The sequence below is a fragment of the Acinetobacter sp. yr461 genome, from assembly GCF_900110445.1.
GTDB lineage: Bacteria > Pseudomonadota > Gammaproteobacteria > Pseudomonadales > Moraxellaceae > Acinetobacter > Acinetobacter calcoaceticus.
In genome coordinates, this window is sequence record NZ_FODU01000015.1 from 13880 (window position 1) to 39048 (window position 25169).

The 25169-nt window shown below is 41.1% G+C and carries 20 protein-coding genes; 5 read left to right on the forward strand and 15 right to left on the reverse strand.

What is annotated here, in order from left to right:
• Nucleotides 1-23 precede the first annotated feature (23 nt).
• Nucleotides 24-1913: a fatty acyl-AMP ligase gene (locus BMW38_RS16050; protein WP_092709914.1), complete on the reverse strand. Its 1890-nt coding sequence runs from the start codon at nt 1911-1913 to the stop codon at nt 24-26.
• An 865-nt stretch (nt 1914-2778) separates the two neighbouring features.
• Nucleotides 2779-3495 carry a LuxR family transcriptional regulator AbaR gene (abaR, locus tag BMW38_RS16055; RefSeq protein ID WP_092709917.1) on the reverse strand — a complete coding sequence of 239 codons (717 nt, stop codon included), beginning with the start codon at nt 3493-3495 and terminating at the stop codon, nt 2779-2781.
• Between the two features lie 638 nt (nt 3496-4133).
• Here abaR and BMW38_RS16060 point away from each other — a divergent pair.
• Nucleotides 4134-4550, forward strand: a complete 417-nt coding sequence (locus BMW38_RS16060; protein ID WP_092709920.1) for a DUF4902 domain-containing protein — start codon at nt 4134-4136, stop codon at nt 4548-4550.
• Between the two features lie 63 nt (nt 4551-4613).
• On the forward strand, nt 4614-5180 hold the full coding sequence (gene abaI / locus BMW38_RS16065; protein WP_092709923.1) for an acyl-homoserine-lactone synthase AbaI: 567 nt from the start codon (nt 4614-4616) through the stop codon (nt 5178-5180).
• A gap of 149 nt (nt 5181-5329) precedes the next feature.
• Here abaI and BMW38_RS16070 read toward each other — a convergent pair whose 3' ends face one another.
• The 7 genes from BMW38_RS16070 to BMW38_RS16100 form a co-directional block, all read right to left on the reverse strand.
• On the reverse strand, nt 5330-6691 hold the full coding sequence (locus tag BMW38_RS16070; RefSeq protein ID WP_092709927.1) for an MFS transporter: 1362 nt from the start codon (nt 6689-6691) through the stop codon (nt 5330-5332).
• A 121-nt stretch (nt 6692-6812) separates the two neighbouring features.
• The gene (locus BMW38_RS16075) at nt 6813-7838 is read right to left on the reverse strand and encodes an enoyl-CoA hydratase/isomerase family protein (protein ID WP_092709930.1); all 1026 of its coding nucleotides are present in this window, start codon (nt 7836-7838) and stop codon (nt 6813-6815) included.
• A gap of 12 nt (nt 7839-7850) precedes the next feature.
• Nucleotides 7851-8624 (reverse strand): enoyl-CoA hydratase, encoded by a 774-nt coding sequence (locus BMW38_RS16080; RefSeq protein ID WP_003655631.1) that lies wholly within the window; start codon nt 8622-8624, stop codon nt 7851-7853.
• Between the two features lie 21 nt (nt 8625-8645).
• Nucleotides 8646-9773 (reverse strand): acyl-CoA dehydrogenase family protein, encoded by a 1128-nt coding sequence (locus BMW38_RS16085; RefSeq protein WP_003655633.1) that lies wholly within the window; start codon nt 9771-9773, stop codon nt 8646-8648.
• 11 nt (nt 9774-9784) lie between these two features.
• Nucleotides 9785-11434 (reverse strand): AMP-binding protein, encoded by a 1650-nt coding sequence (locus BMW38_RS16090; protein WP_092709933.1) that lies wholly within the window; start codon nt 11432-11434, stop codon nt 9785-9787.
• A 77-nt stretch (nt 11435-11511) separates the two neighbouring features.
• On the reverse strand, nt 11512-12402 hold the full coding sequence (gene mmsB / locus BMW38_RS16095; protein ID WP_092709936.1) for a 3-hydroxyisobutyrate dehydrogenase: 891 nt from the start codon (nt 12400-12402) through the stop codon (nt 11512-11514).
• 11 nt (nt 12403-12413) lie between these two features.
• Nucleotides 12414-13931 carry a CoA-acylating methylmalonate-semialdehyde dehydrogenase gene (locus tag BMW38_RS16100; RefSeq protein ID WP_092709939.1) on the reverse strand — a complete coding sequence of 506 codons (1518 nt, stop codon included), beginning with the start codon at nt 13929-13931 and terminating at the stop codon, nt 12414-12416.
• A gap of 166 nt (nt 13932-14097) precedes the next feature.
• Here BMW38_RS16100 and BMW38_RS16105 point away from each other — a divergent pair, with 166 nt between their 5' ends.
• Nucleotides 14098-14979, forward strand: coding sequence for a LysR family transcriptional regulator (locus BMW38_RS16105; protein ID WP_004640467.1), 882 nt, complete (start codon nt 14098-14100; stop codon nt 14977-14979).
• A gap of 57 nt (nt 14980-15036) precedes the next feature.
• On the opposite strand, the gene BMW38_RS16110 is transcribed toward BMW38_RS16105, so the two are convergent.
• The 5 genes from BMW38_RS16110 to BMW38_RS16130 all read right to left on the reverse strand — a co-directional run bounded on the left by BMW38_RS16110 (nt 15037) and on the right by BMW38_RS16130 (nt 21201).
• Nucleotides 15037-16464, reverse strand: coding sequence for an amino acid permease (locus BMW38_RS16110; RefSeq protein ID WP_081407769.1), 1428 nt, complete (start codon nt 16462-16464; stop codon nt 15037-15039).
• 375 nt (nt 16465-16839) lie between these two features.
• Nucleotides 16840-18279 carry an amino acid permease gene (locus BMW38_RS16115; protein WP_017391548.1) on the reverse strand — a complete coding sequence of 480 codons (1440 nt, stop codon included), beginning with the start codon at nt 18277-18279 and terminating at the stop codon, nt 16840-16842.
• Nucleotides 18280-18441: 162 nt separating this feature from the next.
• Nucleotides 18442-18801: a RidA family protein gene (locus BMW38_RS16120; RefSeq protein ID WP_005037543.1), complete on the reverse strand. Its 360-nt coding sequence runs from the start codon at nt 18799-18801 to the stop codon at nt 18442-18444.
• Nucleotides 18802-18811: 10 nt separating this feature from the next.
• The gene (gene alr / locus BMW38_RS16125) at nt 18812-19915 is read right to left on the reverse strand and encodes an alanine racemase (RefSeq protein WP_092709942.1); all 1104 of its coding nucleotides are present in this window, start codon (nt 19913-19915) and stop codon (nt 18812-18814) included.
• Nucleotides 19916-19935: 20 nt separating this feature from the next.
• Complete coding sequence (locus BMW38_RS16130; protein ID WP_092709945.1) at nt 19936-21201, reverse strand: D-amino acid dehydrogenase; 1266 nt, start codon at nt 21199-21201, stop codon at nt 19936-19938.
• A 136-nt stretch (nt 21202-21337) separates the two neighbouring features.
• Between BMW38_RS16130 and BMW38_RS16135 the strand changes: the two genes are divergently transcribed.
• Nucleotides 21338-21805, forward strand: a complete 468-nt coding sequence (locus tag BMW38_RS16135) for an Lrp/AsnC ligand binding domain-containing protein (RefSeq protein WP_003655656.1) — start codon at nt 21338-21340, stop codon at nt 21803-21805.
• 42 nt (nt 21806-21847) lie between these two features.
• On the opposite strand, the gene BMW38_RS16140 is transcribed toward BMW38_RS16135, so the two are convergent.
• On the reverse strand, nt 21848-22993 hold the full coding sequence (locus tag BMW38_RS16140) for a DUF1624 domain-containing protein (protein WP_092709947.1): 1146 nt from the start codon (nt 22991-22993) through the stop codon (nt 21848-21850).
• A 74-nt stretch (nt 22994-23067) separates the two neighbouring features.
• Here BMW38_RS16140 and BMW38_RS16145 point away from each other — a divergent pair, with 74 nt between their 5' ends.
• A complete protein-coding gene (locus tag BMW38_RS16145) occupies nt 23068-25158 on the forward strand; it encodes a TonB-dependent siderophore receptor (RefSeq protein ID WP_092709949.1) in 2091 nt (696 codons plus the stop codon).
• The last annotated feature ends 11 nt before the right edge of the window (nt 25159-25169 follow it).

A 25169-nucleotide genomic window follows, 5' to 3' on the forward strand; every position in this document is an offset into this window, starting at 1 on the left:
CTCAAATGATTAAAGGGTAAGGATTAAAACAAAGCACTTTTCAGTCGATTAAAAATGAGCGCGCGCACTTCTCGTTCCTTGATCATTGAATTGAGTAGATTGGAGCTATAACGAATCAGTTGCCCCCGCTGCTCACGATCACGGATGACTTCTAAGCCATTCTTGACATAGTTTCGGGCCATCACCGTTCTACGGTTTGGATGGGTTAAACAGATCAGTTGACCGCGCTCGATCTGCTCTTTAATTTTTCTTCTTCTAATTTTGCCGCTGGTGGTCTTGTTTATCCGACCTTGATGCAGTAAATAGACACCTTCTACAGGCAAGCCGATATCAGCCGCCACTTGCTCTTTAACCTGAGTTCTGATGGTTTCAAAATTAAGAGTCTTGTCTATCGACTTCTTTTTGATCTCAAGCACAACCGTGACACCGTCAGAATTACCGAAATTCACTGCTGCAACACAACCTTTACGGACAGCAGGATGCGCCACTTCGACGGAGCACTCGATATCTTGCGGGTAATAGTTTTTACCACGGATGATGATCACATCCTTAAGGCGACCGGTCACATATAGGTCTCCATCTTTGACAAAACCCATATCACCAGTTCTTAAGTAATGCACTTGACTAGGCTTACCTGCTTTATCGAGGATGGTTGCAGCAAAGGTTTCCTGATTGACCTCCGGCTTCTGCCAGTAACCCGCAGTGACACTCTCGCCTGCTAGCCAGATTTCACCGACTTCATCAGCCCCCACCTCTTTGCGGGTATGCGGATTGACAATACGGCAATCAATGTGTGCTGAGATCTTGCCACAGCTCACCACTTGCACAGCTGTCTGATCTTGGCTGGTCTGCACCAAGTTGGCATTCAACTTTTCACGGTCTATCGAGATAGCATTGAGAGGACCAGTTACACCACTGACTAAGAGCGTAACTTCTGCCAAGCCATAGCACGGCAAGAAAGTATCTAGTCTCAATTGCGACTGAGTATTGAACTTCTCCATGAAACGCTGCATGACGTTGGCCTTGATCGGCTCGGCACCGTTAAACAGCACACGCACACGGCTCAGATCAAGCGATGCAGCCTCATCATCCGAGATGCGGTGTAGGCACAATTCATAGGCAAAGTTTGGCCCACCACTAATCGTGACCCCTTTTTCGCTGATGAATTGCAGCCATTTAAGAGGTTTACGGATAAAATCCAGCGGTGACATCACATAGCAAGTCAGACCTACATACACGGTCTGTAAAACCGAGCCAATCAATCCCATATCGTGATAGACAGGTAGCCATGTAAGACCGATATCATCGGCTTGTGTGCCAAAAGCTTCAGCAATCATGACTTCATTAGCCATGATATTTTTATGGGTGACAATCACACCTTTAGGCCAACCTGTTGATCCTGAGGTGTATTGTAGGAAGCAGATATCTTCTTCAGAAATCAGAGGAAAATCCTTTTCCACCAAGTCACGTTGCAATTGGGCATCAACGGCATGCAATATTAAATTTTCATTTTGAGCTTTTAATGTGATCAGTCCTGATAGCTCAAGAATCTTCTGAGTTGTGAGTACGATCTTTGGCTCACAGTCATTCATAATATTCAAAATATTAGAAAAACCGTTGCGATTAAAAGGCAAGCTGACAGGTACTGCGATAATTTTAGCTTTCAGACAAGCAAAGAACGATACGATAAAGTCCAGTCCAGGCTCGAACAACAATACGGCACGATCGCCACTGTCTACAAGATTCATTAATATTTGAGCTTGATATTGAACCCGCTCGTTCAGATCTGCATACGTCAGAGATTGAATACCACCAGATTGGCGTCCCAAATATTCAAAAGCAATTTTGCCTCCATTTAAATTTGCGTGGGATTCCAAAGTTGCAATGATATTATCCGTACCCATTACAGCCATAACTTAACTCCAATTATTTATAATTCACCCTTAAAACTCGCTAATTCAAAAATTACATGTCTAGCTGGGGCTTTTAATAAAAAATGAATATACTTTTTTTGTTTAAAATATAAATTCACATTATATTTTATGTGCGGGTGTTTTTTATTACACCTGTAAGGGTTTACAGGTTGGCCTGTATTTATTGAAAATTAAGACACTAGATCTCTTTCATAAATTATTTTTATTCAGTCAATTTTGTGAAATCTGGAAATTAAATTAAAACTCAAATTCAATTTTTTGCATCTATTCCAATAATATTTAACAAGGTTTCTAAAGGTTTTTAACCTACCAACTTACACCCAGTCCGTATTTTTATTTTGTTGCTCTCTTGATTGTAGATCTTGTATTCAAGATCTAATTTACTGTGTGCTTTCTCTTTTTCAGAGCAATAAAAGATTCAGGTAAAATCCTCTAATAGCCTTTATTTACAAGGATAAAACTCATAAAGGAATCTGCTTTAAATTGTATTTAAATAGCTCGAAATCATGTACAGCACCGTGACTAATATATAAACTTAGAATCGATATATTTCATCCATAGATAATACAAAAAATACGAATATTTATTTTTTAGCAAGGATATTAATCAAGAAAATATTTAATATTAAAATAATAGAAAAATTAAAAAGACATTATTAGTTAAAGTTTAAAAAATACAGACTCCACAGCAAATAATTTTTATACAATAATTCCATTTTAATTAAAATTTCATTAAATTAAAAAATACTTTTCAAATAATTAATTTTACTTTAAAAACACATCTAATAATATTTTATTTTCTTAAAATCCAATATTAAAATTCTCTATCTTTTATATATCCACCTTTATAAAATCCCCAACATCACAGCCCGAATAGCTGCTGAAATTTTATTATTCACATTTAGCTTCTGCATTGAGTTACAGAGATGAAAATTTACTGTTCTTTCAGTTACCCCGAGAATCTGGGCAATCTCTGCTGACGTTTTTCCTTCCGCAGTCCAACGTAGAACCTCTTTTTCCCGGTTCGTTAAATAAAGATTAAACTGAGCAAATTCCGCATCATTCACAATTTTAGCAATGCTGGAATGCACTGTCTGAGACAACCAATACATATTTGTATATTGAGCTTTCTGCTCTTTTTCTGATAATTGGTCAGCGGATCTTGCTAGTGTTAACATCCCCCTTGTACCAATAAAGTCACGGCTTGACTGGGCCCAACCAACATTTAAACCATAAGAACGCGCCTCCTCCCAAAAATCTTTTTGAGCTTGTGTGTTCGCAGATTGGCTCGACCAGACAAGAGGTTGAAGTGACAGCATACAATGCTGTACGGTTGGATCTACCACCACATATTGCTGTTTAACATAACGCTTCTGCCATGCTTCTGGATAATTATTCAACATAATCGTTTTTGGTTCAGCAATAGATAATGGTGCCTGCATTCCATAAGCACAATAATCAAATCCGAGCTTGAAAGCTGTAGATTTGACGACCTCAAATAGCTGATATTCATTTTTTACCATCAGAGATGCTGATAGTAAATCCTCTTGCCAATTTTCCATTTACTCTCATTAGACCTTATTCATAAAGCATGTTTTGTTTAGTTGCATATAGTGAATTCATAATCCAATTAACAACATTTTTGAGCCTGAGAGGGTGGTAAATTCTTCGGATAAACTAGTTTCAGAAAGCTTTTTAAGGTTGTTATATTGCATATGTGAATTATGCTTGAAACTCTCAAATATAAAGAACGCATTTTATTCCAAAAATGAGTATTTTTTACTTTCAAAAGAAGTCTATTATTTATCCTTATTTGCATATTTCTATTAATTTAACTAAATAATAACTTCCACGAACAATACACTCCCTATAAGTTTTCTATTTATTATCTGGTGAAGCGTAGAATAATTATAATGATCTCGAAAATATTGTTTTAATAATGAGGATAGATATTATCTACAATACATATAAAAAACTCAAACTATTGATAATCTTGCAACAAGCAACTCTCATATCGAAGCTATAGATGGCTCAATTTCTGCATAAGTAAAACTCCCTGCCTGAAGTACTTTCTAAAGAACAGCTTAACGTTGTGTACTACCAGATTACGACTGACCTGTAAAACATAACAGTATTTTGTTGGCAATAATTTATGTTATTTATCTATAGAACTGTAATTCAAGTCACTTGAACAGGTAGCATGGTCACAATCCCCCCTGATTTCTCAATCTCAACTGATGGTTTTATTCGGATGAATGAAAACCAGCTTATGAATTACCCCCTCCAACACCTCATATCTACTGTTGAATCAACACAAATTGAAGATTCTCAAATTCTATATTATGGGTTTACTGAATGGGCAACATCCCTGACCCCAGCTTTAAGTACCGGATGGGACTGGGAGTTTGTTGAGCAAAATGGCATCGCTAGCTTAAAACGGATTGGGCTACCTCGAAGCAATATCATGATTGTTGATGTATCTGGTGCAGATATTGGATTTGATGTTACTGAAACATTAATCAAAAAAAAAATAGATACTTTGTTTTGGGAACAGTTCATTTATGCTCAAATCAATACAACGCAAACAAAGACTAAATTAAGTCCAAACTTCTCTTAGAAACCTGTTAATTCTTACAGTTACCACCTTTCCAGCTGTCGAGTAAAGTCGCCTGAAAAATAAGTGGAAGCACTTGTAATGAATATTATTGTTGGATTCCAAAACAATTTTTCAGAAGGTCTATATACCAAATTTAAAAGTTACCGTTACAGGGTATTTGTTGAACATTTAGGTTGGGAATTAAACTGTCCAAATAATGAAGAACTAGACCAATTTGATAAGGTCGATACAGCTTATGTCGTCGCTCAAGATAGAGAATCCAATATTATTGGCTGTGCCAGACTTCTCCCCACTACTCAACCCTATTTACTCGGTGAAGTATTTCCTCAATTAATGAATGGAATGCCTATTCCTTGCTCGCCAGAAATTTGGGAGTTATCAAGATTTTCAGCCGTAGATTTCTCGAATCCACCTTCCTCTGCTAGTCAAGCAGTGTCATCTCCTGTATCTATTGCCATTTTGCAAGAAGCAATTAACTTTGCGAGAGAACAAGGCGCAAAACAACTCATTACGACTTCACCTCTTGGTGTAGAGCGGTTATTACGTGCCGCGGGTTTTCGCGCCCATCGTGCAGGACCGCCAATGGTTATCGAAGGATATGCTATGTTTGCATGCTTAATTGAAGTGTAGTTTGTTAAATCAAAGTCTAAAAATATTGATGACATTATAAAATTATAAAGATTAGGGTCATGAGTTCGAGTCTCGTTTCCCTCGCTAAAATTTAAAAGCCCTAATCCAACGATTAGGGCTTTTTTCTATTTAAAGCATCAAACTTAATATTAAGACTGCTCAGTAATCTTGGTTTTCAAATTTAATTCTGATTTCTTATGATAAGCCTCGTCAGTTTTAGTATTCCAATCGCGCGGCATAAATGAAGTCGATATAATCGCAACGATAGCCATAGAACCAATATAAATCATAATTAAGTAAGGATTACCCTGCCCGATACTTAAAAGTTTCGTCGCAATTAGCGGTGCTAAACCACCACCGAGCACTCCAGCTAGCTGTACCGAAATTGAGATTCCGCTATAACGAATTTCTGCCGGAAATTGACGTGCAAAAAGCTGAGCCTGTGGTGCATACATAATCGGGAAAACCACACCAATCGCTAAAACAATTGCCGTCCATACCAATACCGGATCTTTAGTGTTGAGCATGGTAAAGAATGGATAGCAATAAAGTGCCAATACGCATAACCCAAACATAAACATATTGCGTTGGCCGACTTTATCTGACAAATGTCCACATAACGGCGTCATAAAGAGAATGACCACAGCACCGCAAATGGTGGCAAATAAAATGTCCTGACGTGGAATCCCAAGTTGGGCAGTGGTGTAAGCCAACGTAAAGGTTGAAGCAATATAGAACCATGCATTCTCAGCAGCACGCGCCAAAATAATGGTGATGAGCTGCTTCGGATGATTTTTAAAAACTTGTAAGGCAGGAACTTTAACTTCTTCGGACTGCTGTTTTACTTTTTCAAAGTCTGGTGACTCTGGTACTTTCACTCGAATGTACCAGCCTACTGCCAGTAAAATAATGCTGGCAAGAAATGGGAAACGCCAACCCCAGCTAAACAGTGCTTCTTCAGGTAATAATGACACCAGTCCTAGAGCAATTGAGGCTAGCATTAAGCCACCACCCGTACTGGCTTGAGGCAAGCTTCCCCAAAACCCTTTACCACCTTCGGGTGCATGTTCAACGGCCATAAGCACTGCACCACCCCATTCACCGCCCATTGCCATACCTTGAATAAATCGCAAGATGACTAAACCGATTGCAGCCCAGTAACCAATTGACTCGTAAGTTGGTAATAAGCCAATGAGTACCGTCGGAATCCCCATTAACATTAACGTCAGCAGCAACATCGATTTACGACCAATCTTGTCACCAAAATGACCAAAGACTAAACCACCTAATGGCCTCCCAATAAAGCCAACGGCATAGGTTGCAAATGCAGCAAGTACGCCTGTAAGTGCGTCCAGATTTGGGAAAAATAATTTATTAAAGATGAGAGCTGCTGCCGCGCCATAAATAAAGAAGTCATACCACTCAATGGTGGTGCCGACCATGCTAGAGATGCCTGCTAATCGATGTGACGACTTTTTAGAATGTGAACCGTTTCCTTGTATTGTTTGCATCGCAATTTCCTTTCTTGGATTTTCTTGTTTTGTCTTTTTTATGCTTATGACCAGCCCTGACCATAAGCATTTTCAGGTCTCGCTTTATCTCCTTAAGCTTTTTTGTTTTTATAATGCGGGCTTAGCTTAGCTTTTCTAAAATTTGCTCTAGCTCCACATTACGTTCTTGCCACTGTGGTTGTTTATCTTTATCGACAATGAGTGCACGAACACCTTCAATAAAGTCACCATGCTCAAACCAGATATCCTGTAAATCACGCTCAAGTTGCATACATTGCGGCAAAGAAAGCCCACGGCCTAAATGTTGCAGCTTCAAACTCGTTTGTTTGGCAATAAATGAACGTTGCTGCAAAATGCTGAGCATCTTGCTAGTCCAAGTTTTTAAGCTTTCATCTTGTTCATTTTCAAGACTTTGTTCAATTTCATCTAAATGCTGAAAACCGAAATGTTTACGAATACCTTCCGCCAATTGTTTTAATTCACTTTCGGCAGGACGAGTAATAAATCGGGTAATGATTTGCTCAATTCCTTCTTTACTTAAACTTGGAGTATCAACAAGTGCTTCTTGTAAAGCTTGTAACTGCTCGCTTGGCACATGGTAGTCAATTAAATCGAGATAGAGTGCATCGCTACTGCTGATCTGCTCACCCGTAATTGCCATATAAACGCCGATATCATCAAGTCGAGACAGGAAGTGTGTTGCTCCAACGTCTGGGAAAAAACCAATGGCAGTTTCAGGCATGGCAAATCTGGACTTTTCACTGCTTACGACAATGTGACAAGCCTGAGCTAAACCAAAACCACCACCTAAGACATAACCATCAAGTACAACGATGACTGGCTTTTCATATTCACGCAGTGTATTCAGCATTTTATATTCGGCACTAAAGTAGCCTTTATAGTCAGCCGTGCCATTTTTATAACTGTCGTAGAGATAGCGGATATCTCCACCTGCACAGAAGGCTTTCGGGCTATTTGACTTAATTAACACTGCCTGAACAGCAACATCATTTCGCCACAGTTCCAATTGGGCACCAATGCCTTCAATCATATCTAACGACAATGCATTGAGGTGAGTCACACGGTCTAAGGTAATAACGCCCAACTTACCTTGTTGCTCAATCATTAAGTGATTTTCTGTATTCATTTTATTGATCTCTTATTGATTTTTAAAATTTGGCTGACGTTTTTCAACGAAAGCCTGCATTCCTTCTTTTTGGTCAGATGTCGCAAAAATTGAATGGAACATACGTCGCTCAAAGCGTAAACCTTCGGTGAGATTCACTTCATAAGCTCGGTTAATAGTTTCTTTGAGCATCATATTTGCAGTTAAAGATCGTGCTGCAATTTTTTCTGCGGCTTGCAGGGTTTGTTCAAGTAATTCTTCTTTACTAAAAACACGTGCAACCAGCCCACTTTGCTCTGCCTCTACTGCGCCCATTTGTCGCGCGGTAAAGCACATTTCCATTGCTTTGGCTTTACCAATCGCATGAGTTAAGCGCTGTGTACCACCAATACCCGGAATTACGCCTAAAGTAACTTCGGGTAAGCCAAACTTGGCGTTATCGGCACAATAGATAAAATCACACATGAGTGCCAATTCACAGCCGCCGCCCAACGCATAACCACTGACTGCTGCAATTAAAGGTTTACGGCGCTGTGCGATACGGTCTGCAAGATGAAAAAAGTCATCAAAATAAATATCTGGAAATGCCAAATCAGCCATTTCTTTAATGTCTGCACCAGCGGCAAAAGCTTTTTCTGAGCCTGCTAATACCATGCAGCCAATTTCACGATCTTTTTCGAGCTGATCTAATGCCTGATTAATCTCACTAATTAATTCACTATTTAAGGCATTGAGCGCTTGAGGGCGATTTAATGTAATCAGTCCAACCCCATTACGCTTTTCTAATAAAATACTTTGCCACTGCATGATTTATTCCTTGTGCTGGTTTTATAGACTACGTGCGATGACTAAACGTTGAATATCGCTCGTGCCTTCATAAATTTGACAAATTCTGGCATCGCGGTAGATACGCTCAATCGGGAAGTCTTTGAGATAGCCATAGCCACCAAACACTTGTAAGGCGCTCGAACACACTCGCTCCGTCATTTCCGAAGCAAATAGTTTGGCCATTGAAGCTTCATTTAGACACGGTTGGCCTGCTTCTTTTAAACGTGCAGCGTAGTGAACAAGTTGTCTGGCAGCTTCAATTTCGGTTGCCATGCTAGCAAGACGAAACGCGATGGCTTGGTGCTCAAAAATCGGTTTGCCAAAAGTAATACGTTCTTTAGCATAGCGAGTTGCTTCTTCGAGCGCCGCACGTGCCAAACCTACTGCCTGTGCGGCAATACCGATACGACCACCTTCTAAATTGGCAAGTGCAATTTTTAAACCTTCGCCTTCTTTACCCAGCATAAGGCTCTTGTGAATGCGTACATCTGTCAGAGCAATCTGGCACGTATCGGATGCATGCAAGCCTAGTTTTTCTTCAACACGAATCACTTCATAGCCTGGTGTATCGCGTGGGACTAAAAAGGCACTAATCCCTTTTTTACCTGCGCTCGGGTCGGTTACTGCAAACACAATAATCACGCCTGCATTATTGCCAGAGGTAATAAACTGCTTAGCGCCATTTAAAATGTAATCATCGCCATCTTTAACCGCACGAGTTTTAAGTGCTGCCGCATCTGAGCCTGTATGCGGTTCAGTTAACGCAAAAGCACCGATCATTTCACCTTGTGCCAAAGGTTTCAAAAAACGCTCTTTTTGCTCGTCGGTACCAAATTTCAAAATAGGCACACAGCCAACCGAGTTATGTACACTCATAATGGTCGAAGTTGCGCCATCTGCTGCGGCGACTTCTTCGAGTGCCAATACATAGGCTAAATTGCCCGTGTCTGAACCGCCCCATTGTTCTGAAACAAGCATGCCCATAAAACCAAGTTGCCCCATTTGAGCCAAGGTTTCCTTTGGGAATGTCCCATCTCGATCCCAATCACTGGCATTGGGCTTGATTTGTTCTTGGGCGAAACTTTTCGCCATATCACGAATGAGTAATTGTTCTTCGGTAAATTGCATTGTTATTTCCTTTACCCTGCTTTAGCTTGTTGTTTAGCAATTTCTTGATTACGCAATAAAAAGCGCTGAATTTTACCACTTGGAGTTTTAGGTAATTCACTCACAAATTCAACTAAACGCGGGTACGCATGTGCAGAAAGTCGTCTTTTAACAAATTGGCTGAGTTCTTCAGCAAGTGTTTCTGATGGTTGAGTACTCGCGGATAGAATCACGAAAGCCTTAACTACTTCGGTACGGTCTGGGTCAGGCACACCAATCACTGCTGCCTCAATGACAGCATCATGTTCAAGCAAAGCACTTTCTACATCAAAAGGACCAATGCGATAACCCGATGTGGTGATTACATCATCACTGCGCCCAACAAAGCTCATGCTGCCATCGGCATGTAACTCGGCAGTGTCGCCTGTTAAATAGTAATGACCCACAAAAGGCGATTTTCGGCTTTCTTTATAGCCACCGAACCACATCATTGGAGACTGGCTAATATCTACAGCTAAAATTCCCGGTGTGTCTGGCGGAAGTTCTTCACCTTGTTCATTGACAATCGCAACACGGTAGCCCGGACTTGGGAAACCTGCTGAACCAGCGCGTATTTCATGTTTTAAACCATGATGATTACACACCACCATACCCACTTCGGTTTGTCCGTAATGGTCATAAATCGGAGCATCAAGCACTTGTTTAAACCAGCGAATCACTTCTGGGTTAAGCGGCTCACCTGCACTGCTAACGACACGGAATAGTCCTTTTAACGGCGCCATTTGTGCTGGATCAGCTGCCATCATCATACGGTAAGCAGTTGGTGCACCTGCCAAGTTGTTAATTTTATAATCTTTCACAATTTGGCATAGGCTATCTGTGCTGAAACCACCTTCATAAAACAAAGTAGCGTGGCCCAAAAATAACGGCCCAGTAATCGCATAGTACAGACCATAAGCCCAACCCGGATCGGCAATATTCCAAAACGAATCTTCTTCGGTTAAACCAATGGCGTCTTGCATATATCGCCCGAAGGCAATCAGTGCTTTTAATGGCACTTCCAAAGGTTTCGCTGGCCCTGTAGTCCCTGAAGTAAACATCAATAAAAATGGATCTTGGATGCTACGCATAACCAGTTCACATTGATCAGACTGCTGCTTCACTTCATTCCAAAAGTTAAAATCACCAGCTTTGAGCGGAGTACCTTGCACATCGGCAACCGTCACAATTGGAGGGCAATTCTCAATTTCATCAAGCTTGCTGCGGTTACCTACATCGGTCACCACCAACTTGCTTTGTGCAAGCTGAATACGATGCTCAATCGCCTTTGGGCCAAACGCAGTAAATAGTGGTTGATAAACTGCACCAATACGCCAAGCTGCAAAAATAGTCACGATCAGTTCAGGTGTTCTTGGTAATAACCCTGAAATACGGTCGCCTGCTTTCACACCTTGTGATTTTAAAAAGTTGGCAAACTGACTTGACCATTCTTTTAGTTCACGGAAGGTGTATTGCTCTTTTCGGCCGTCTTTTCCTTGCCAATACAGTGCAATTTTGTCGCCATCTGCGTGTCGATCACAGCATTCATAACAAGCATTTAATGCATCGAGTGAACCTGATAACATTTTTTTTGCAGTACTTTCCAAATCGAAAGCCTGTGCAGCATTTTGATAATCCATCATATCTTTTCCCTCAGTCCGGATTTGTTGTTATTCACGACAGGGTTTAATTGAGTTAAAGCCATCCTTTGGCTTTGCCGTTATACCTCTTGTGGCAGGTATTGCTGAATAATGCTCGAAAAATCGAGGTTGGCATTACCACGCATGCACATTTGCTGATAGAGCTGCTGTACCATGCCACCTAATAAAATTGGCTGTTTAACTTGGCCTGCGGCCTCGACAGCAAGACCTAAATCTTTCAGCATCAGCTGTGTGGCGAAACCATCTTGATAGCCTCTAGACGCTGGTGCATTTTCATTAATATGTGGCCATGGGTTGCACACATCCGAACTCCAGCAACGACCGCTTGAGCTATTAATGACACCTGCCAGTGCTTGCGGGTCAATACCCAGCTTCACACCAAGTGCCATACCTTCGGCAACGGCAGCCATTGAAATACCCAAGATGAGGTTATTGCAGATTTTGGCAATTTGCCCTGCACCGACCTCACCACAATGAACAATATTTTTGCCCATGTGGCTGAGCACAGGTTTCACTTCATTAAAGGTTTGCTCATCGGCACCCACCATAAAGGTTAGGGTCCCCGCTTGAGCACCAATGGTCCCACCTGAGACTGGCGCATCACAGATTTTGATATTTTTGCTATGTGCAACAGCAGCAATATCTTTAATGGTTTGCGGATCAATAGTACTGCTATCAATGCATAAGCTACCTGCTTTTAGCACTTCCAAGACACCATTTTCACCTAAGTAAACTTCTTTAACATGTTTTGCAGCAGGTAACATGGTAATGACCACGTCTGCTTGTTTCGCGGCTGCCTGTGGGCTGTCACATACCACGCCACCCGCCTCAGCAAAGTACTGAATAGCAACTTCACTGAGGTCATAACCATAAACTTTGATTCCGGCTTTAAGTAGGTTATGGGCCATTCTGCCGCCCATATTTCCTAGACCGATAAAGGCGATATTCATCCGTGATCCCCTTAACGTAAACTAATGGTTGTGTTTACTGCACCAACCTCATGGCTGTCTTCAAACCAGCGACTGGTAATAGTTTTGGTTTGGGTATAGAACTGTACAGCCTGTTTGCCGTATGGCCCCAAATCACCAAGTTTTGAGCCTCTTGAACCCGTAAAACTAAAGAAAGGCACTGGCACAGGAATTGGAATATTGATACCCACTTGACCAATATCAATGAGGTTTTGGAAAGTACGCGCAATCGCACCACTTTGCGTAAATAAGCCCACACCGTTACCAAATGGGTTAGCATTGATTAAAGCAATCGCTTCCTCAAGTGTGTCTACGCAAATAATTGAAAGTACAGGTCCAAAGACTTCTTCTTTATAAATACGCATGTCGGTATTTACGCCACTAAAAATCGTTGCGCCAACAAAGTTGCCCGATTCATAGCCTTGAACTTGAACATCGCGACCATCGAGTAATAACTCTGCGCCTTGCTCAACACCGCTATTAATCAAATCAATTACACGCGCTTTGGCACGTTTTGAAATGACAGGACCAATGTCAGTATTTGGCTCATGACCTGCGTTTACTTTTAAGGTTTTCGCTTTTTCGACTAATTCTTGAATCCACTGTTTGCTTTCACCCACCATGACTGCAACCGACAATGCCATACAGCGTTGCCCAGCAGCACCAAATGCTGCACCCACCAATGCATTTAAGGTTTGTTCTTTATTGGCGTCAGGCATAACAGCCACATGATTTTTTGCACCCATCATCGACTGCACACGTTTGCCATGTTGCCCAGCAAGGTTATAAACATGCGTTCCAACCGCAGTTGAACCCACAAATGAAATGGCTTTAATGTCTTTATGCGTACATAAACGATCAACAACTTCTTTACCACCATGCACAACGTTCAACACACCCGCTGGAATACCTGCTTGAATTGCAAGTTCAACGAGCATCATGGTTGATAACGGATCTTGTTCTGATGGTTTTAAAACGAAGGTGTTGCCACAAACGATTGCCATTGGGAACATCCACAGTGGAATCATCGCTGGAAAGTTAAACGGCGTAATACCGGCACACACACCTAAAGGTTGCTGCAAGGTATAAGTGTCTACACCACGTGCCACACCCTCGACATATTCACCCATTTGTAAGGTGCCGATCGAACACGCATGTTCAACCACTTCTAAACCACGTTGAATATCGCCTTCAGCATCTGCCAAGGTTTTGCCTTGTTCAGCCGTTAGTACTTGCGCAATATCCTTCATGTTGGCACGAATCAAATCTTGCAGTTTAAGCATGATGCGCATACGTGCTTGAATTGGGGTTTGGCGCCAAGAAGCGAAAGCATCTTGTGCAGCTTGAATAGCAGCATCGACTTCTTGAACCGTTGCAAATGGTACACGACCAATCACTTCTTGAGTCGCAGGGTTAATAATGTCTTGCCATTCCTGTGTTTTAGATTCGATAAAGTTTCCGTTAATGAGTAACTTAGCGGTTTCCAATTCGATTTTTTGGATTGTGTTCATAACCTCTCCGTAGGCGATATTTTTATTGTGTTCAATTATTAGAAAATATTTTTTAGAGATATTTTCTTTATTCCAGTTTCAATTGAGACTAGCAAAGAAAACTTTGACCACCAACGCAAATTCATGCACGATTGATGTGCAAATATGCACAGGGATTACAACAAAAATGAAAGTGGATTGGGATCATCTACATTTTTTTCTGGTTTTAGCACGTACAAAAACCTTAACCAATGCCGCGCGTATTATTGGGGTAGAGCATAGTACGGTTGCAAGACGGATTCAGGCCCTAGAACTTGCTTTGGGTACAACGCTCTTTAAGCGTGAAGCAACTGGTTATGAATTGACACTTGAAGGGATGGCACTTGTTCCTCGAGTTGAGCAAATGGAACAAGCTTTCTTACAAATTGAAAAGCCACATCAACCTTTACAAGGCCGTGTGCGAATTGGCACACCTGAAGGTTTTGGCACTGCGTTTTTAGCCCGTTTACTGGCTGAGTTCTCTATTCAGTATCCATTGCTTACCATCGACCTGATTCCAGTGCCGAAAATGATTAAGCTCTCGCACCGTGAAGCAGATATTGTGGTCTCAATTGACCGCCCAACTTCTGGGCCATACATCATTACGCGCTTGTCTGACTATTGTTTAAAGATTTATGGTAGCCAAAACTATCTGGCTCAGAACCCACCTATTCGCGGTTTAGAAGATTTAACCCAGCATCGTTTCGTGAATTATATTGATGATCTGGTCTATAGCCCCGAGCTGTACTGTTTAGAACGATTGCCCTTAAAGCTCAATGCAAATTTCCGGAGTAGCAGTATTTTGGCTCAACAAATTGCAGTGAGTGCTGGTGCAGGCCTTGCAATTTTGCCCAAGTTTTTGGCAGATGATAAACCGGAACTTGACGTCGTTTTAGAGCAACAAGTTCGCTTTACCCATACGTTCTGGATGTTGACCTTTGTTGATTTACAACATGAACCACGCATCAAATTAGTTTGGGATTATCTACGTAAGCAAGCCGATAAATATCAACATTTATTGGTTGATTAAAGAGTCTAAATAAAAAAGCCAATCATGATTGATTGGCTTTTTTGAAATTATTAATAATCAATCAAAAGTTTCTTGGCCTAGTTTTTTCATGCGTGGTTTATAAAACACATGATAGCTAACGCCTAAAACAACTAGCCATAATGGACTAACATATACCGCTTTTAATGTATCTGGCTCTAGTGCCAAAATCACTAAAGTGAACAAGAAAAATGCAATGACAACATACGCCATCAACACCCCGCCCGGCATTTTAAAGGTCGATTTAGCATGTAACTCTGGACTCAACTTACGGTAACGTAAATAGCACGCCATGATCAGAAGCCATACACTAATAAAGAGAATCACACAGAGGGAACTTGCCAAAGTAAATGCTTCCATCGTATTTGGAACAAAGTACTGCAACACTGCCCCGCCCATAATGAAAATACATGAGAAGATTAAACCATTTGAAGGTACGGCACGTTTTGATAAACGCCCCAATGCACTTGGCGCCTGACCATCTTTCGATAACCCGAACAGCATACGACTAGTTGAAAACACACCGCTGTTCATAGAAGACATCACCGAAGACAGCACAACTAAGTTCATAATGATGGCAGAAACTGGAATACCTGCATTTAAAAATAACTCAACAAACGGGCTTTTATCTGCGCGAATGTGATCCCAAGGTGTTACTGACATCACCACAAAGAGTGCCAACACATAGAATAAAATAATACGAATTGGAATCGCGTTAATCGCTTTCGGTAGATTTTTCTCTGGATCTTTAGTTTCAGCGGCTGTTGTACCAATCAATTCAACGCCAATAAAGGCAAACACGGCAATCTGGAAACCTGCCAAAAATCCACTTACGCCTTTTGGAAATATGCCGCCATGCGACCACACATTACTTACACTCACAACCTCGCCATGTGGAGCTTGAAAATGAGTGAGGATCATGTAACCACCGACTCCAACCAGGCCAATAATGGCTAAAATCTTAATGAGTGCGAACCAAAATTCAACTTCACCAAACAACTTCACCGTAAGAAGGTTAAGCCCTAAAATGAATAGTACACAGCCTGCACTAATCATGGCCTGTTGCATTGGTGAGAAACTGGCGCCTTCGGGCAGCCAGAAACTTAAATAGTTAATGACGGCAGAAAGATCGGCTATACCCACTAACACCCAACCTAACCAATAAGTCCAGCCTATATAATAGCCAGCCCATGGGCCGATCAAGTCATATGCCATATCAACAAATGATTTGTAATGTAAGTTGGCAAGCAGTAGTTCACCCAATGCGCGCATCAGAAAAAAGAACATGCCACCAATTAACATGTAAATCACGAGAATTGAAGGACCTGCGAGGGAGATGGTTTTGCCCGAGCCCATAAATAAGCCGGTTCCAATTGCACCGCCAATTGCAATCATTTGTAGATGGCGATTATTTAATTTCCGTTGTAAATGATCAGGGGAGCCTGCCTCATCTGGATGATGAACCATTGTCATATTAGAAGTCCTTTTTATATTTTGCTTAACTTAAATCAGCAACCTATAGGGAGAAAAATGAACCGTATATCGTGGGTTGCTGAGTCTATACTTCAGGACAAGATGTTCAAGTATATTTTTCCTTAATTGATAAATCGTTTGTCCTGTTTTTTTAAGTCACATTATTTATGTAATGCCTTCACGGCAATTTTAATTAACATATCTGGATTCTCCAGATTAGCCGGAGTGTAGCATGCGATAATGCTATATGTACTTTTCCAATACCCTCAAAATCGCACCATTGACTCAAAAATAAACAATATTATTCCGATAAAAAATCGAAAGAAAATAAAAAAAGCCAATCATGATTGATTGGCTTTTTATTAAAACTTAATGATCGTTGACGAGTTCACGTCCTAGCTTTTTCATACGAGGTTTATACAGTACATGATAGGTGACGCCTAAAATAACCAACCATACTGGACTGACATATAGTGCTTTTAAAGTATCTGGCTCTAATGCCAAGATCACCAAAGTGAAAAGCATAAATGCCAGAACTATATAGCTCATCCAAACACCGCCCGGCATTTTAAAAGTTGATTTTTCATGTAACTCTGGACGTAATTTACGATAGCGTAAATAGCACACCATGATAAGACTCCACACACTAATGAATAGAATCACACAGAGTGAACTTGCCAAGGTAAATGCTTCCATGGTGTTTGGAACAAAGTACTGAAGTACCGCTCCGCCCATAATGAAAATACAAGAGAAAATCAAACCATTTGAAGGTACTGCACGTTTTGATAAACGGCCAAATGCACCCGGTGCCTGACCATCTTTTGATAAGCCGAACAGCATACGACTGGTTGAAAACACACCGCTGTTCATCGAAGACATCACCGAAGACAGCACCACCAAGTTCATAATGATGGCAGAAACTGGAATACCCGCATTTAAGAATAACTCAACAAACGGGCTTTTATCTGCGCGAATGTGATCCCACGGTGTTACTGACATCACAATAAACAGTGCCAATACATAGAACAAAATAATACGTATCGGAATCGCGTTAATTGCTTTTGGTAAATTCTTCTCTGGATCTTTAGTTTCAGCAGCCGTTGTACCTACAAGTTCAACCCCAACAAAAGCAAACACGGCAATCTGGAAACCAGCCAAGAAGCCTTCAGTACCTTTCGGGAATAAACCACCATGCGACCAAACATTACTCATGCTTGCTACAGCACCTTGAGGAGCTTGGAAATGGCTGAAAATCATGTAACCACCCACTCCGATCAGGCCAATAATCGCCAAGATCTTAATGAGTGCAAACCAAAATTCAATTTCACCAAACAAACGTACTGTCAGTAGGTTAAGACCCATGACAAACAACACACAGCCTGCACTAATCATGGCTTGTTGAGTTGGAGAGAAGCTTGTGCCATCGGGCAGCCAGAAACCTAAATAGTTGATGACCGCTGAAAGGTCCGCAATACCCACCAGCACCCAACCTAACCAATAGGTCCAGCCCAAATAATAACCAGCCCAAGGACCAATCAAGTCATGAGCCATATCAACAAAAGATTTGTAATGCAGATTTGCAAGGAGCAACTCGCCCATTGCACGCATTAAGAAAAAGAACATTCCTCCAATGATCATATAGATCAAAAGGATTGAAGGACCTGCGAGGGAGATGGTTTTACCCGAGCCCATAAATAGACCGGTTCCAATTGCACCGCCAATTGCAATCAGTTGTAAATGACGGTTAGACAGTTTTCGTTGCAGATGATCAGGAGAATTTTCTGTATCTGAATGACGAGCCGTTGTCATATTAAAATTCCTTTTTGAATTCCTTTGTTAAGATCAGCAACCTATGGCGAAAATCGAACCGTATGCCACAGGTCACTGAATCTGTTCACCAAAAAATGACTGGTTAAACCGTATCTATCTTCCTTCTGTTAGATACATCATCATTTTTGGAGTAAAAACGAATTACTTTTGTGCTGCCGTCACGGCAATTTCAATGAGCCAATCTGGATTGACCAAATCGGCCTGAATTGTGGCACGCGATGGAGCAACACACCCTTTTAACCAATCAACCCAAATTGCATTTACGGTTGAAAAGTCAGAAAGATTTTTTAAATAGAGCTGCGCAGAGAGCAAGCGAGATTTGTCGGTATCGGCAAGCGCCAAAAGTTCATCAATCGTTGCAAGAATTTCACGAGTTTGGCCTGCCACGTCTTGCTCGGTATTTTTAGGTACCTGACCTGACAAATAAACCACTTTGTTAAAAACAGTCACGGCGCTCATGACTTCATTAGTGTTAATCTTTTGTATATCTGAATTGGACATTCGGATTTCCTTATACCTGATTAATAAATTGAACACGGGCGGTGACAGCACACATCAGTTCATAACCCACTGTACCGGATGAAACTGCGACATCATCAATAGGCAAAATAACGCCTGTACTTGATTGCCCCCAGAGCACCACTTCGCTGCCGACTTTGGCATTTTCAATACCCGTTAAGTCGACTGCCAACATATCCATGCTGACACGGCCGACTGTACGAGTGCGGACAGAGTCCACTAAAACAGGCGTGCCTGTTGGTGAAATACGTTGATAACCATCGGCATAACCGCAAGCCACAATTCCAATGGTCATGGGTTGCTCTGAGACAAAGTTTGAGCCATAACCTACGCTTTCATTCGCATCTAAATGCTGAATGGAAATAACTTCACTGCGTAAGCTCATGGTCGGTTGTAACCCCCAATCTGCAATAGTGTGCGTTGGGTAGTCTGGCGAGCTGCCATAGAGCATGATGCCGCTACGTGCATAATCTGATTTGAGCTGGTCTTGATAGCGCAGAATTGCCGCACTATTACTTACCGATCTTTCACCCGGTAAATTCTTAATAATCTCTTCAAAGGCAGTAATTTGATAATCAATACCTTGCTGACCAAAACGATCGCCATCTGCATCTGAAAAATGCATCATGTGCGTAATCTTGGATACATTTGCCAAGTTATTTAAACGTTCCCATGCCTGAACATAGTGCTGTGGTTTAAAACCAAGGCGGTTCATTCCACTGTTCATTTTTAGGCAAACATCAAATTGAGCCGGATAGGGATGCTTTTGAACCCACTCAATCTGCTCTTCACTATGAATGGTGAAACTGAGTTTGTACTGCACACAATCAAATAAATCTTGAGGAGAAAAAATTCCTTCGAGTAAAAGAATTGGACCTGTCCAACCTAGAGCACGAATTCGTTTTGCTTCATCAAGATCAAGTAAGGCAAAGCCATCTGCTGCTTTAAATGCTTCATAGACACGTTCAATTCCATGTCCATAAGCATTTGCTTTTACAACGGCAAAGACCTTACTGTTTGGCATAGCCTTGCGTACTACTGCCAAGTTGTTTTGTAAGGCTTGACGGTGGATGACTGCGGTAATAGGACGAGGCATGATTAATTTCCTAAAGTCCGTTACGCAGCATGCGCATGAGAATAGCGCTGAATTGAAAGACCATCAGTACTGATTTCAGTCTTATGATTCAAGACGATGTCACTAATTAATTTTCCTGAACCACATGCCATTGTCCAACCTAAAGTCCCATGACCTGTATTCAAGAACAGATTTTTAAAGCGAGTCGCACCAATAATTGGGGTACTGTCTGGTGTCATTGGACGTAAACCAGTCCAGAAAGATGCCTGTGCCATATCACCGCCCGGGAACAAGTCCTGAGTCACCATTTGCAAGGTTGCACGGCGGTCGTCGTTAAGACCTAAATTGAAACCACTTAACTCAGCCATTCCACCTACACGAATACGTTGGTCAAAACGGGTAATTGCAATTTTGTAGGTTTCATCAAGCACAGTAGATTGCGGAGCAAAAGCAGGGTCAATAATTGGAATCGTCAACGAGTAACCTTTCACAGGATATACAGGTAACTGTAAATCGAGTGGTTTCAAGAAATCACGTGAATAACTACCAAACGCTAAAACATAACGATCTGCGGTTAAAACTTTACCATTGACCTGAACGCCCTTAATTTCATCGCCTTCAACAATCAATTTTTCTACGTTCTGGTTGAACTGGAAGTTAACCCCAAGCTCTTTGGCAATTTGAGCCAAAGCATTGGTAAATAAATAACAGTCACCTGTCTCATCATTTGGTAAATGCAAACCGCCGACAAGTTTATCTTGCGTATTTGCCAAAGCTGGCTCTACACGACCAAGCTCATTGCCATTTAATAATTCGTAACTTACGCCACACTCTTGTAGAACACTAATGTCGCGTTGAACCGCTTCCATTTGCGCTTCTTTACGGAATAACTGCAAAGTGCCTTTCGCACGGTTTTCGTAATTAATACCTGTATCTTTTCTTAATTCACGTAAGCAGTCACGGCTGTATTCAGCCACACGCATCATACGTTCTTTGTTCACAGCATAACTTTGTGGATTACAGTTTTTCAGCATTTGCGCCATCCACTGTAACTGCCACATGCTGCCATCTAAATTAATCGCAAGCGGTGCGTGGTGTTGGAACATCCACTTCACAGCTTTAAAAGGAATTCCTGGTGCTGCCCAAGGGGTTGAATACCCTGGCGAAATTTGACCTGCATTACCAAAACTTGTTTCTTCAGCAGGACCTGACTGACGATCAAGAACAGTGACCTCAGCTCCTTGTTGAGCTAGATAATAGGCACTTGCCACTCCGATAACGCCGCTACCTAATACAATTACGCGCATTTCTATTCCCTCACGCACACCAGTTTATTTCACTAGTATATTTCTGCCTCAATAGTTTATTTCACTGTTTTTAAGGCTATAATCTAGGTAAATTTATGTTTTTATCACAAGAATTTTAAAAAAAGAGGAAATATCTATGCGCCCCCTAGATCGTATAGATCGCATGATTCTGGATATTTTGCAGCGTGAAGGACGAATTGCGATTAGTGAATTGGCATCGAGAGTCAACCTGTCGACCACCCCCTGTTCAGAGCGTGTCAAACGACTTGAACGCGATGGCATCATCATGGGTTACTTCGCACGACTAAACCCAGCCTATGTGGACCGCAACTTGCTCGTCTTTTTAGAAATTAAGTTATCTGCCAAATCAGGCGATGTATTTGATCAGGTTGCCAGAGACTTAGTCGAGATTCCTGAAGTACTCGAATGTCACCTCATTTCAGGTGAGTTTGACTATCTTGTAAAAGCCCGATTAAAAGAAATGAGTGCCTACCGTCGCCTATTGGGAGATCTGTTAAAGAAACTCCCCGCTTCGGCCTCTTCACATAGTTATGTGGTCATGGAAGAAGTCAAAGAAACTTTATATTTAGATGTGAGTAAGTAAAGCGAGGCCACTATTGAACTCGCTTTATCCACATTTTGAAAATTAGAAATATTTTAAAATCGAAATATGTTTATTTTGATGCTTAAACTTCGAGAACCACTTAACCGCTGGATAAAGTGCAAAAGACAATGCTACTGTCATTAACCAGAGCATCCACACATGGTTTACAGATAAATAATTGCCATGGTTGACACCCCATATATTCACTGCAAACACATACATCAGTTTCAACACATATAAATGCAGTAAATAAAAGAACATAGGCACCGAACCAAACACCACCAATGGTTTTAAAAATGAATATTGCTGCATACGTTCAAAAGTAATCAGCACGATTAAACCGATTCCAACATTCAGCAAAATAAACAGTAAAGATGGTGGATATTTTGTGAGATTAAAAAAGCTCATTAACGTCAGTTGTAGTGACTCAAAATGCTGCCACGGCTGGTCACCATAGATATTGATAAAACGAAGTAAAATGAAGAATCCAATACTTGCCAGACCGATACTCAATAAATAGCGGCTTCTTTGTTTTGCAGTATATTTTGAACTAAAGAATTGGCCTAAAACATACCCCAGCAAAATAACACCAATCCAAGGCAAAACAGGATAGCTTGTTCTGAGCTTTATACCTACAAACTCAATCCAGCCACGCTCGTGTAAAACGAACCATATATTCTGTAAAAAACCGTTTGTAAAATGCACAGAATCTAATAAGTTATGCCCAAAAATAATCACTAAAGCTGCACCAGTAAGAACAGGTAAAGGCAAACTCACACAACCAGCCAACACCACCATGCTAATACCAATCGCCCATATCACCTGTAAGTAAATGACTTCTGGTGGAAAAGTTGCTGTCCAAGCAAAGTTCACCAATGTCAGCTCTAACACAATTAAAAATAGACCGCGCTTCAATAAAAACGCACGGGTTTGCTGTAAATCCTGTTTTTTTGAATGAAATAAAAAAGCCGAAATACCTGTTAAAAGAACAAAAACCGGAGCACAAATATGTGCCAATAACCGACTACCAAATAATGCAGGCTCAGTCACTGTTACATCCATTGGATCTATGACCTGCTTATGCAAATAGAAAGTTTCTCTCACATGGTCGAGCAACATAATCAAGATGACCAAGCCACGTAAGGCATCAATCGACTGTAAACGCTCAATATTTTTTTCTAAAGACATAGCGATAATCAATAAAATAATGTAACGTTATATTATTACATTTAATCCCTTTTGTCTTTCATGGCTGCTCATTTATGCAACACAAATTAGGTTTGTTGTCTTCGTTAGGTCTATCGTTTATATCGACACTCAGTTGGGGAGAAGAAACGTCAACGGTACTTGAGACCATACGCGTTCAGGCTGAAGCTACCCAAGAAGATGTAAGTCAAAATAGTTCAGCGACTAAATTTTCCCATGATGTTTTAGATGTACCTTTTAATCGTGCTTTTGTTTCTAAGCAGGTGATGGAACAACAAGACGTTCAACGGATTGATGATGCATTAACCTTAGTCAGTGGGGTTTTTCATCAAAACAACTATGGTGGTGGTTTTTGGGATAATTACTCTTTCCGAGGTTTTAGTGGTGATCCAAACTTAGGGGCAACCATGATCCGTAATGGTTTGAGTGTAAACCGAGGTGTTAGTGCTCCCAAAGACATCGTAAATATTGACTCTTTAGAGTTTTTAAAAGGACCAATGGCTGCCCTCTACGGACGTGGAGAAACAGGTGGTTTGCTCAACCTCAATAGCAAAAAGCCACAGTGGGAACGTGAAAGTGAAATTAACTTACGCGCCAATAGCCAAGAACAATATCGAATGAGTCTGGAACACACCGGACCGATTAACGATGAACTGGCCTATCGTTTAGCAGTTGCTCATGAAGATAATCAAAGCTTCCGTGATCATGTTAGCAGTGAGCGCTGGTTCTTTTCGCCGCAGCTCACATGGAAAATTTCAGACCAGACTCAACTCGACTTTGATAGTGAATTTACTCAGCAAAAAGGAACCTTTGACCGTGGGGTAAGCACCGTTAATCACCAGTTTGTGATGGACCCGAAAACCTTTACAGGCGAGCCTGATGACGGCGATATGAAAGTGAAAGATTACTTTTACCAGTTACGTCTTAGTCATGAATTTAACCCTGACTGGAAACTGAATAGTGCCGTCAGTTATAAAGATGCCCAAATGGTTGGCTTTTCGACCGAACCACGACGCCTACAAGCCGATGGTCGTACTTTAGAACGTCAACGCCGCTATCGTGATTATCAAAGTGAAGATGTGCTGGCTCAAACAGAATTGCTTGGTAAGCTTGATACCTCATGGGCTCGACATGAAATTTTACTTTCAACTGAACTTGGTCAACTCGATTATCAACAATATCAGCTTCGTCGTAATCACAGCTCAGGCATGCCAAATACAATTGATATTTACCAACCTGAATATGGAAAATATTTACCAGATTTAGCACCGTTCACCAACACCAAAGAACAGCAACGTTACTTTGCTCTTAATGTACAAGATCAAATCTTTTTTAATGATCAATGGAGTGTGCTTTTCGGCAACCGTTTTGATCAGGTCGAACAAGACTTTAAAAATCACCTGACTCAGACCGAAAGCAACCAGACACTTCACCAAAATAGTCCGCGTTTCGGAGTAAATTTTAAAGCCTCTGACCAATGGGCTTTTTATACGAACTATGGTCGTTCATTTGCGATGAATAGCGGTATGAACCGAAATGGACAAACCTTTGCTCCTGAAAAAGGTGAAAGCTATGAGGTTGGTACAAAATATAAGATTAACGACCAAAGCGTACTCAGCCTTGCTCTATTTAAAATGAAAAAACAAAATGTGCTGACGACAGATCCAATCGACAATGCATTCCAAACAGCAGCTGGTGAAGTTAGCAGTAAAGGGATTGAATTTGACTTAAATAGCCAGATCAATGATCGATGGCTCGTCAATGCCAACTATAGTTATACCGATGCTCAAATTGAAAAAGACCAAGACCTAGCTAAAGGTGCACGTCTGAGTAATGTGCCGAAACACCAAGGTTCAATCAGCACCAATTATGAGCTTCTGCAAAAAGGTACAAGAAAAGCGGGTGTAGGTGCTAACCTCACTTATGTCGGTGAGCGCAGTGGTCATAACCTAGATAATGGATTCAACTTACCGAGTTATACGCTAGTCAATTTAAACGGCTACTATGCCCCATCTGACCGCTTACGTTATCAGCTGAATGTAAACAACCTGTTTGATAAAACTTATTATGTCTCAAGCTATAGCGATTTGTGGGTCCAACCGGGTGAACCACTGAACGCTTCAATTTCGGCACAATGGAAATTTTAATTAATCCATAA

What these genes read in the sequence shown, in the direction of transcription:
- BMW38_RS16140 (WP_092709947.1), bottom strand. Translation starts at nt 22,993, where the DNA reads ATGTCTTTAGAAAAAAATATTGAGCGTTTACAGTCGATTGATGCCTTA.
- BMW38_RS16135 (WP_003655656.1), top strand. Translation starts at nt 21,338, where the DNA reads ATGCGCCCCCTAGATCGTATAGATCGCATGATTCTGGATATTTTGCAG.
- BMW38_RS16100 (WP_092709939.1), bottom strand. Translation starts at nt 13,931, where the DNA reads ATGAACACAATCCAAAAAATCGAATTGGAAACCGCTAAGTTACTCATT.
- BMW38_RS16130 (WP_092709945.1), bottom strand. Translation starts at nt 21,201, where the DNA reads ATGCGCGTAATTGTATTAGGTAGCGGCGTTATCGGAGTGGCAAGTGCC.
- BMW38_RS16080 (WP_003655631.1), bottom strand. Translation starts at nt 8,624, where the DNA reads ATGCAGTGGCAAAGTATTTTATTAGAAAAGCGTAATGGGGTTGGACTG.
- mmsB (WP_092709936.1), bottom strand. Translation starts at nt 12,402, where the DNA reads ATGAATATCGCCTTTATCGGTCTAGGAAATATGGGCGGCAGAATGGCC.
- BMW38_RS16090 (WP_092709933.1), bottom strand. Translation starts at nt 11,434, where the DNA reads ATGATGGATTATCAAAATGCTGCACAGGCTTTCGATTTGGAAAGTACT.
- BMW38_RS16115 (WP_017391548.1), bottom strand. Translation starts at nt 18,279, where the DNA reads ATGACAACGGCTCGTCATTCAGATACAGAAAATTCTCCTGATCATCTG.
- abaR (WP_092709917.1), bottom strand. Translation starts at nt 3,495, where the DNA reads ATGGAAAATTGGCAAGAGGATTTACTATCAGCATCTCTGATGGTAAAA.
- BMW38_RS16105 (WP_004640467.1), top strand. Translation starts at nt 14,098, where the DNA reads ATGAAAGTGGATTGGGATCATCTACATTTTTTTCTGGTTTTAGCACGT.
- BMW38_RS16060 (WP_092709920.1), top strand. Translation starts at nt 4,134, where the DNA reads ATGGTCACAATCCCCCCTGATTTCTCAATCTCAACTGATGGTTTTATT.
- BMW38_RS16070 (WP_092709927.1), bottom strand. Translation starts at nt 6,691, where the DNA reads ATGCAAACAATACAAGGAAACGGTTCACATTCTAAAAAGTCGTCACAT.
- alr (WP_092709942.1), bottom strand. Translation starts at nt 19,915, where the DNA reads ATGCCTCGTCCTATTACCGCAGTCATCCACCGTCAAGCCTTACAAAAC.
- BMW38_RS16050 (WP_092709914.1), bottom strand. Translation starts at nt 1,913, where the DNA reads ATGGCTGTAATGGGTACGGATAATATCATTGCAACTTTGGAATCCCAC.
- BMW38_RS16110 (WP_081407769.1), bottom strand. Translation starts at nt 16,464, where the DNA reads ATGGTTCATCATCCAGATGAGGCAGGCTCCCCTGATCATTTACAACGG.
- BMW38_RS16075 (WP_092709930.1), bottom strand. Translation starts at nt 7,838, where the DNA reads ATGAATACAGAAAATCACTTAATGATTGAGCAACAAGGTAAGTTGGGC.
- BMW38_RS16120 (WP_005037543.1), bottom strand. Translation starts at nt 18,801, where the DNA reads ATGTCCAATTCAGATATACAAAAGATTAACACTAATGAAGTCATGAGC.
- BMW38_RS16145 (WP_092709949.1), top strand. Translation starts at nt 23,068, where the DNA reads ATGCAACACAAATTAGGTTTGTTGTCTTCGTTAGGTCTATCGTTTATA.
- BMW38_RS16085 (WP_003655633.1), bottom strand. Translation starts at nt 9,773, where the DNA reads ATGCAATTTACCGAAGAACAATTACTCATTCGTGATATGGCGAAAAGT.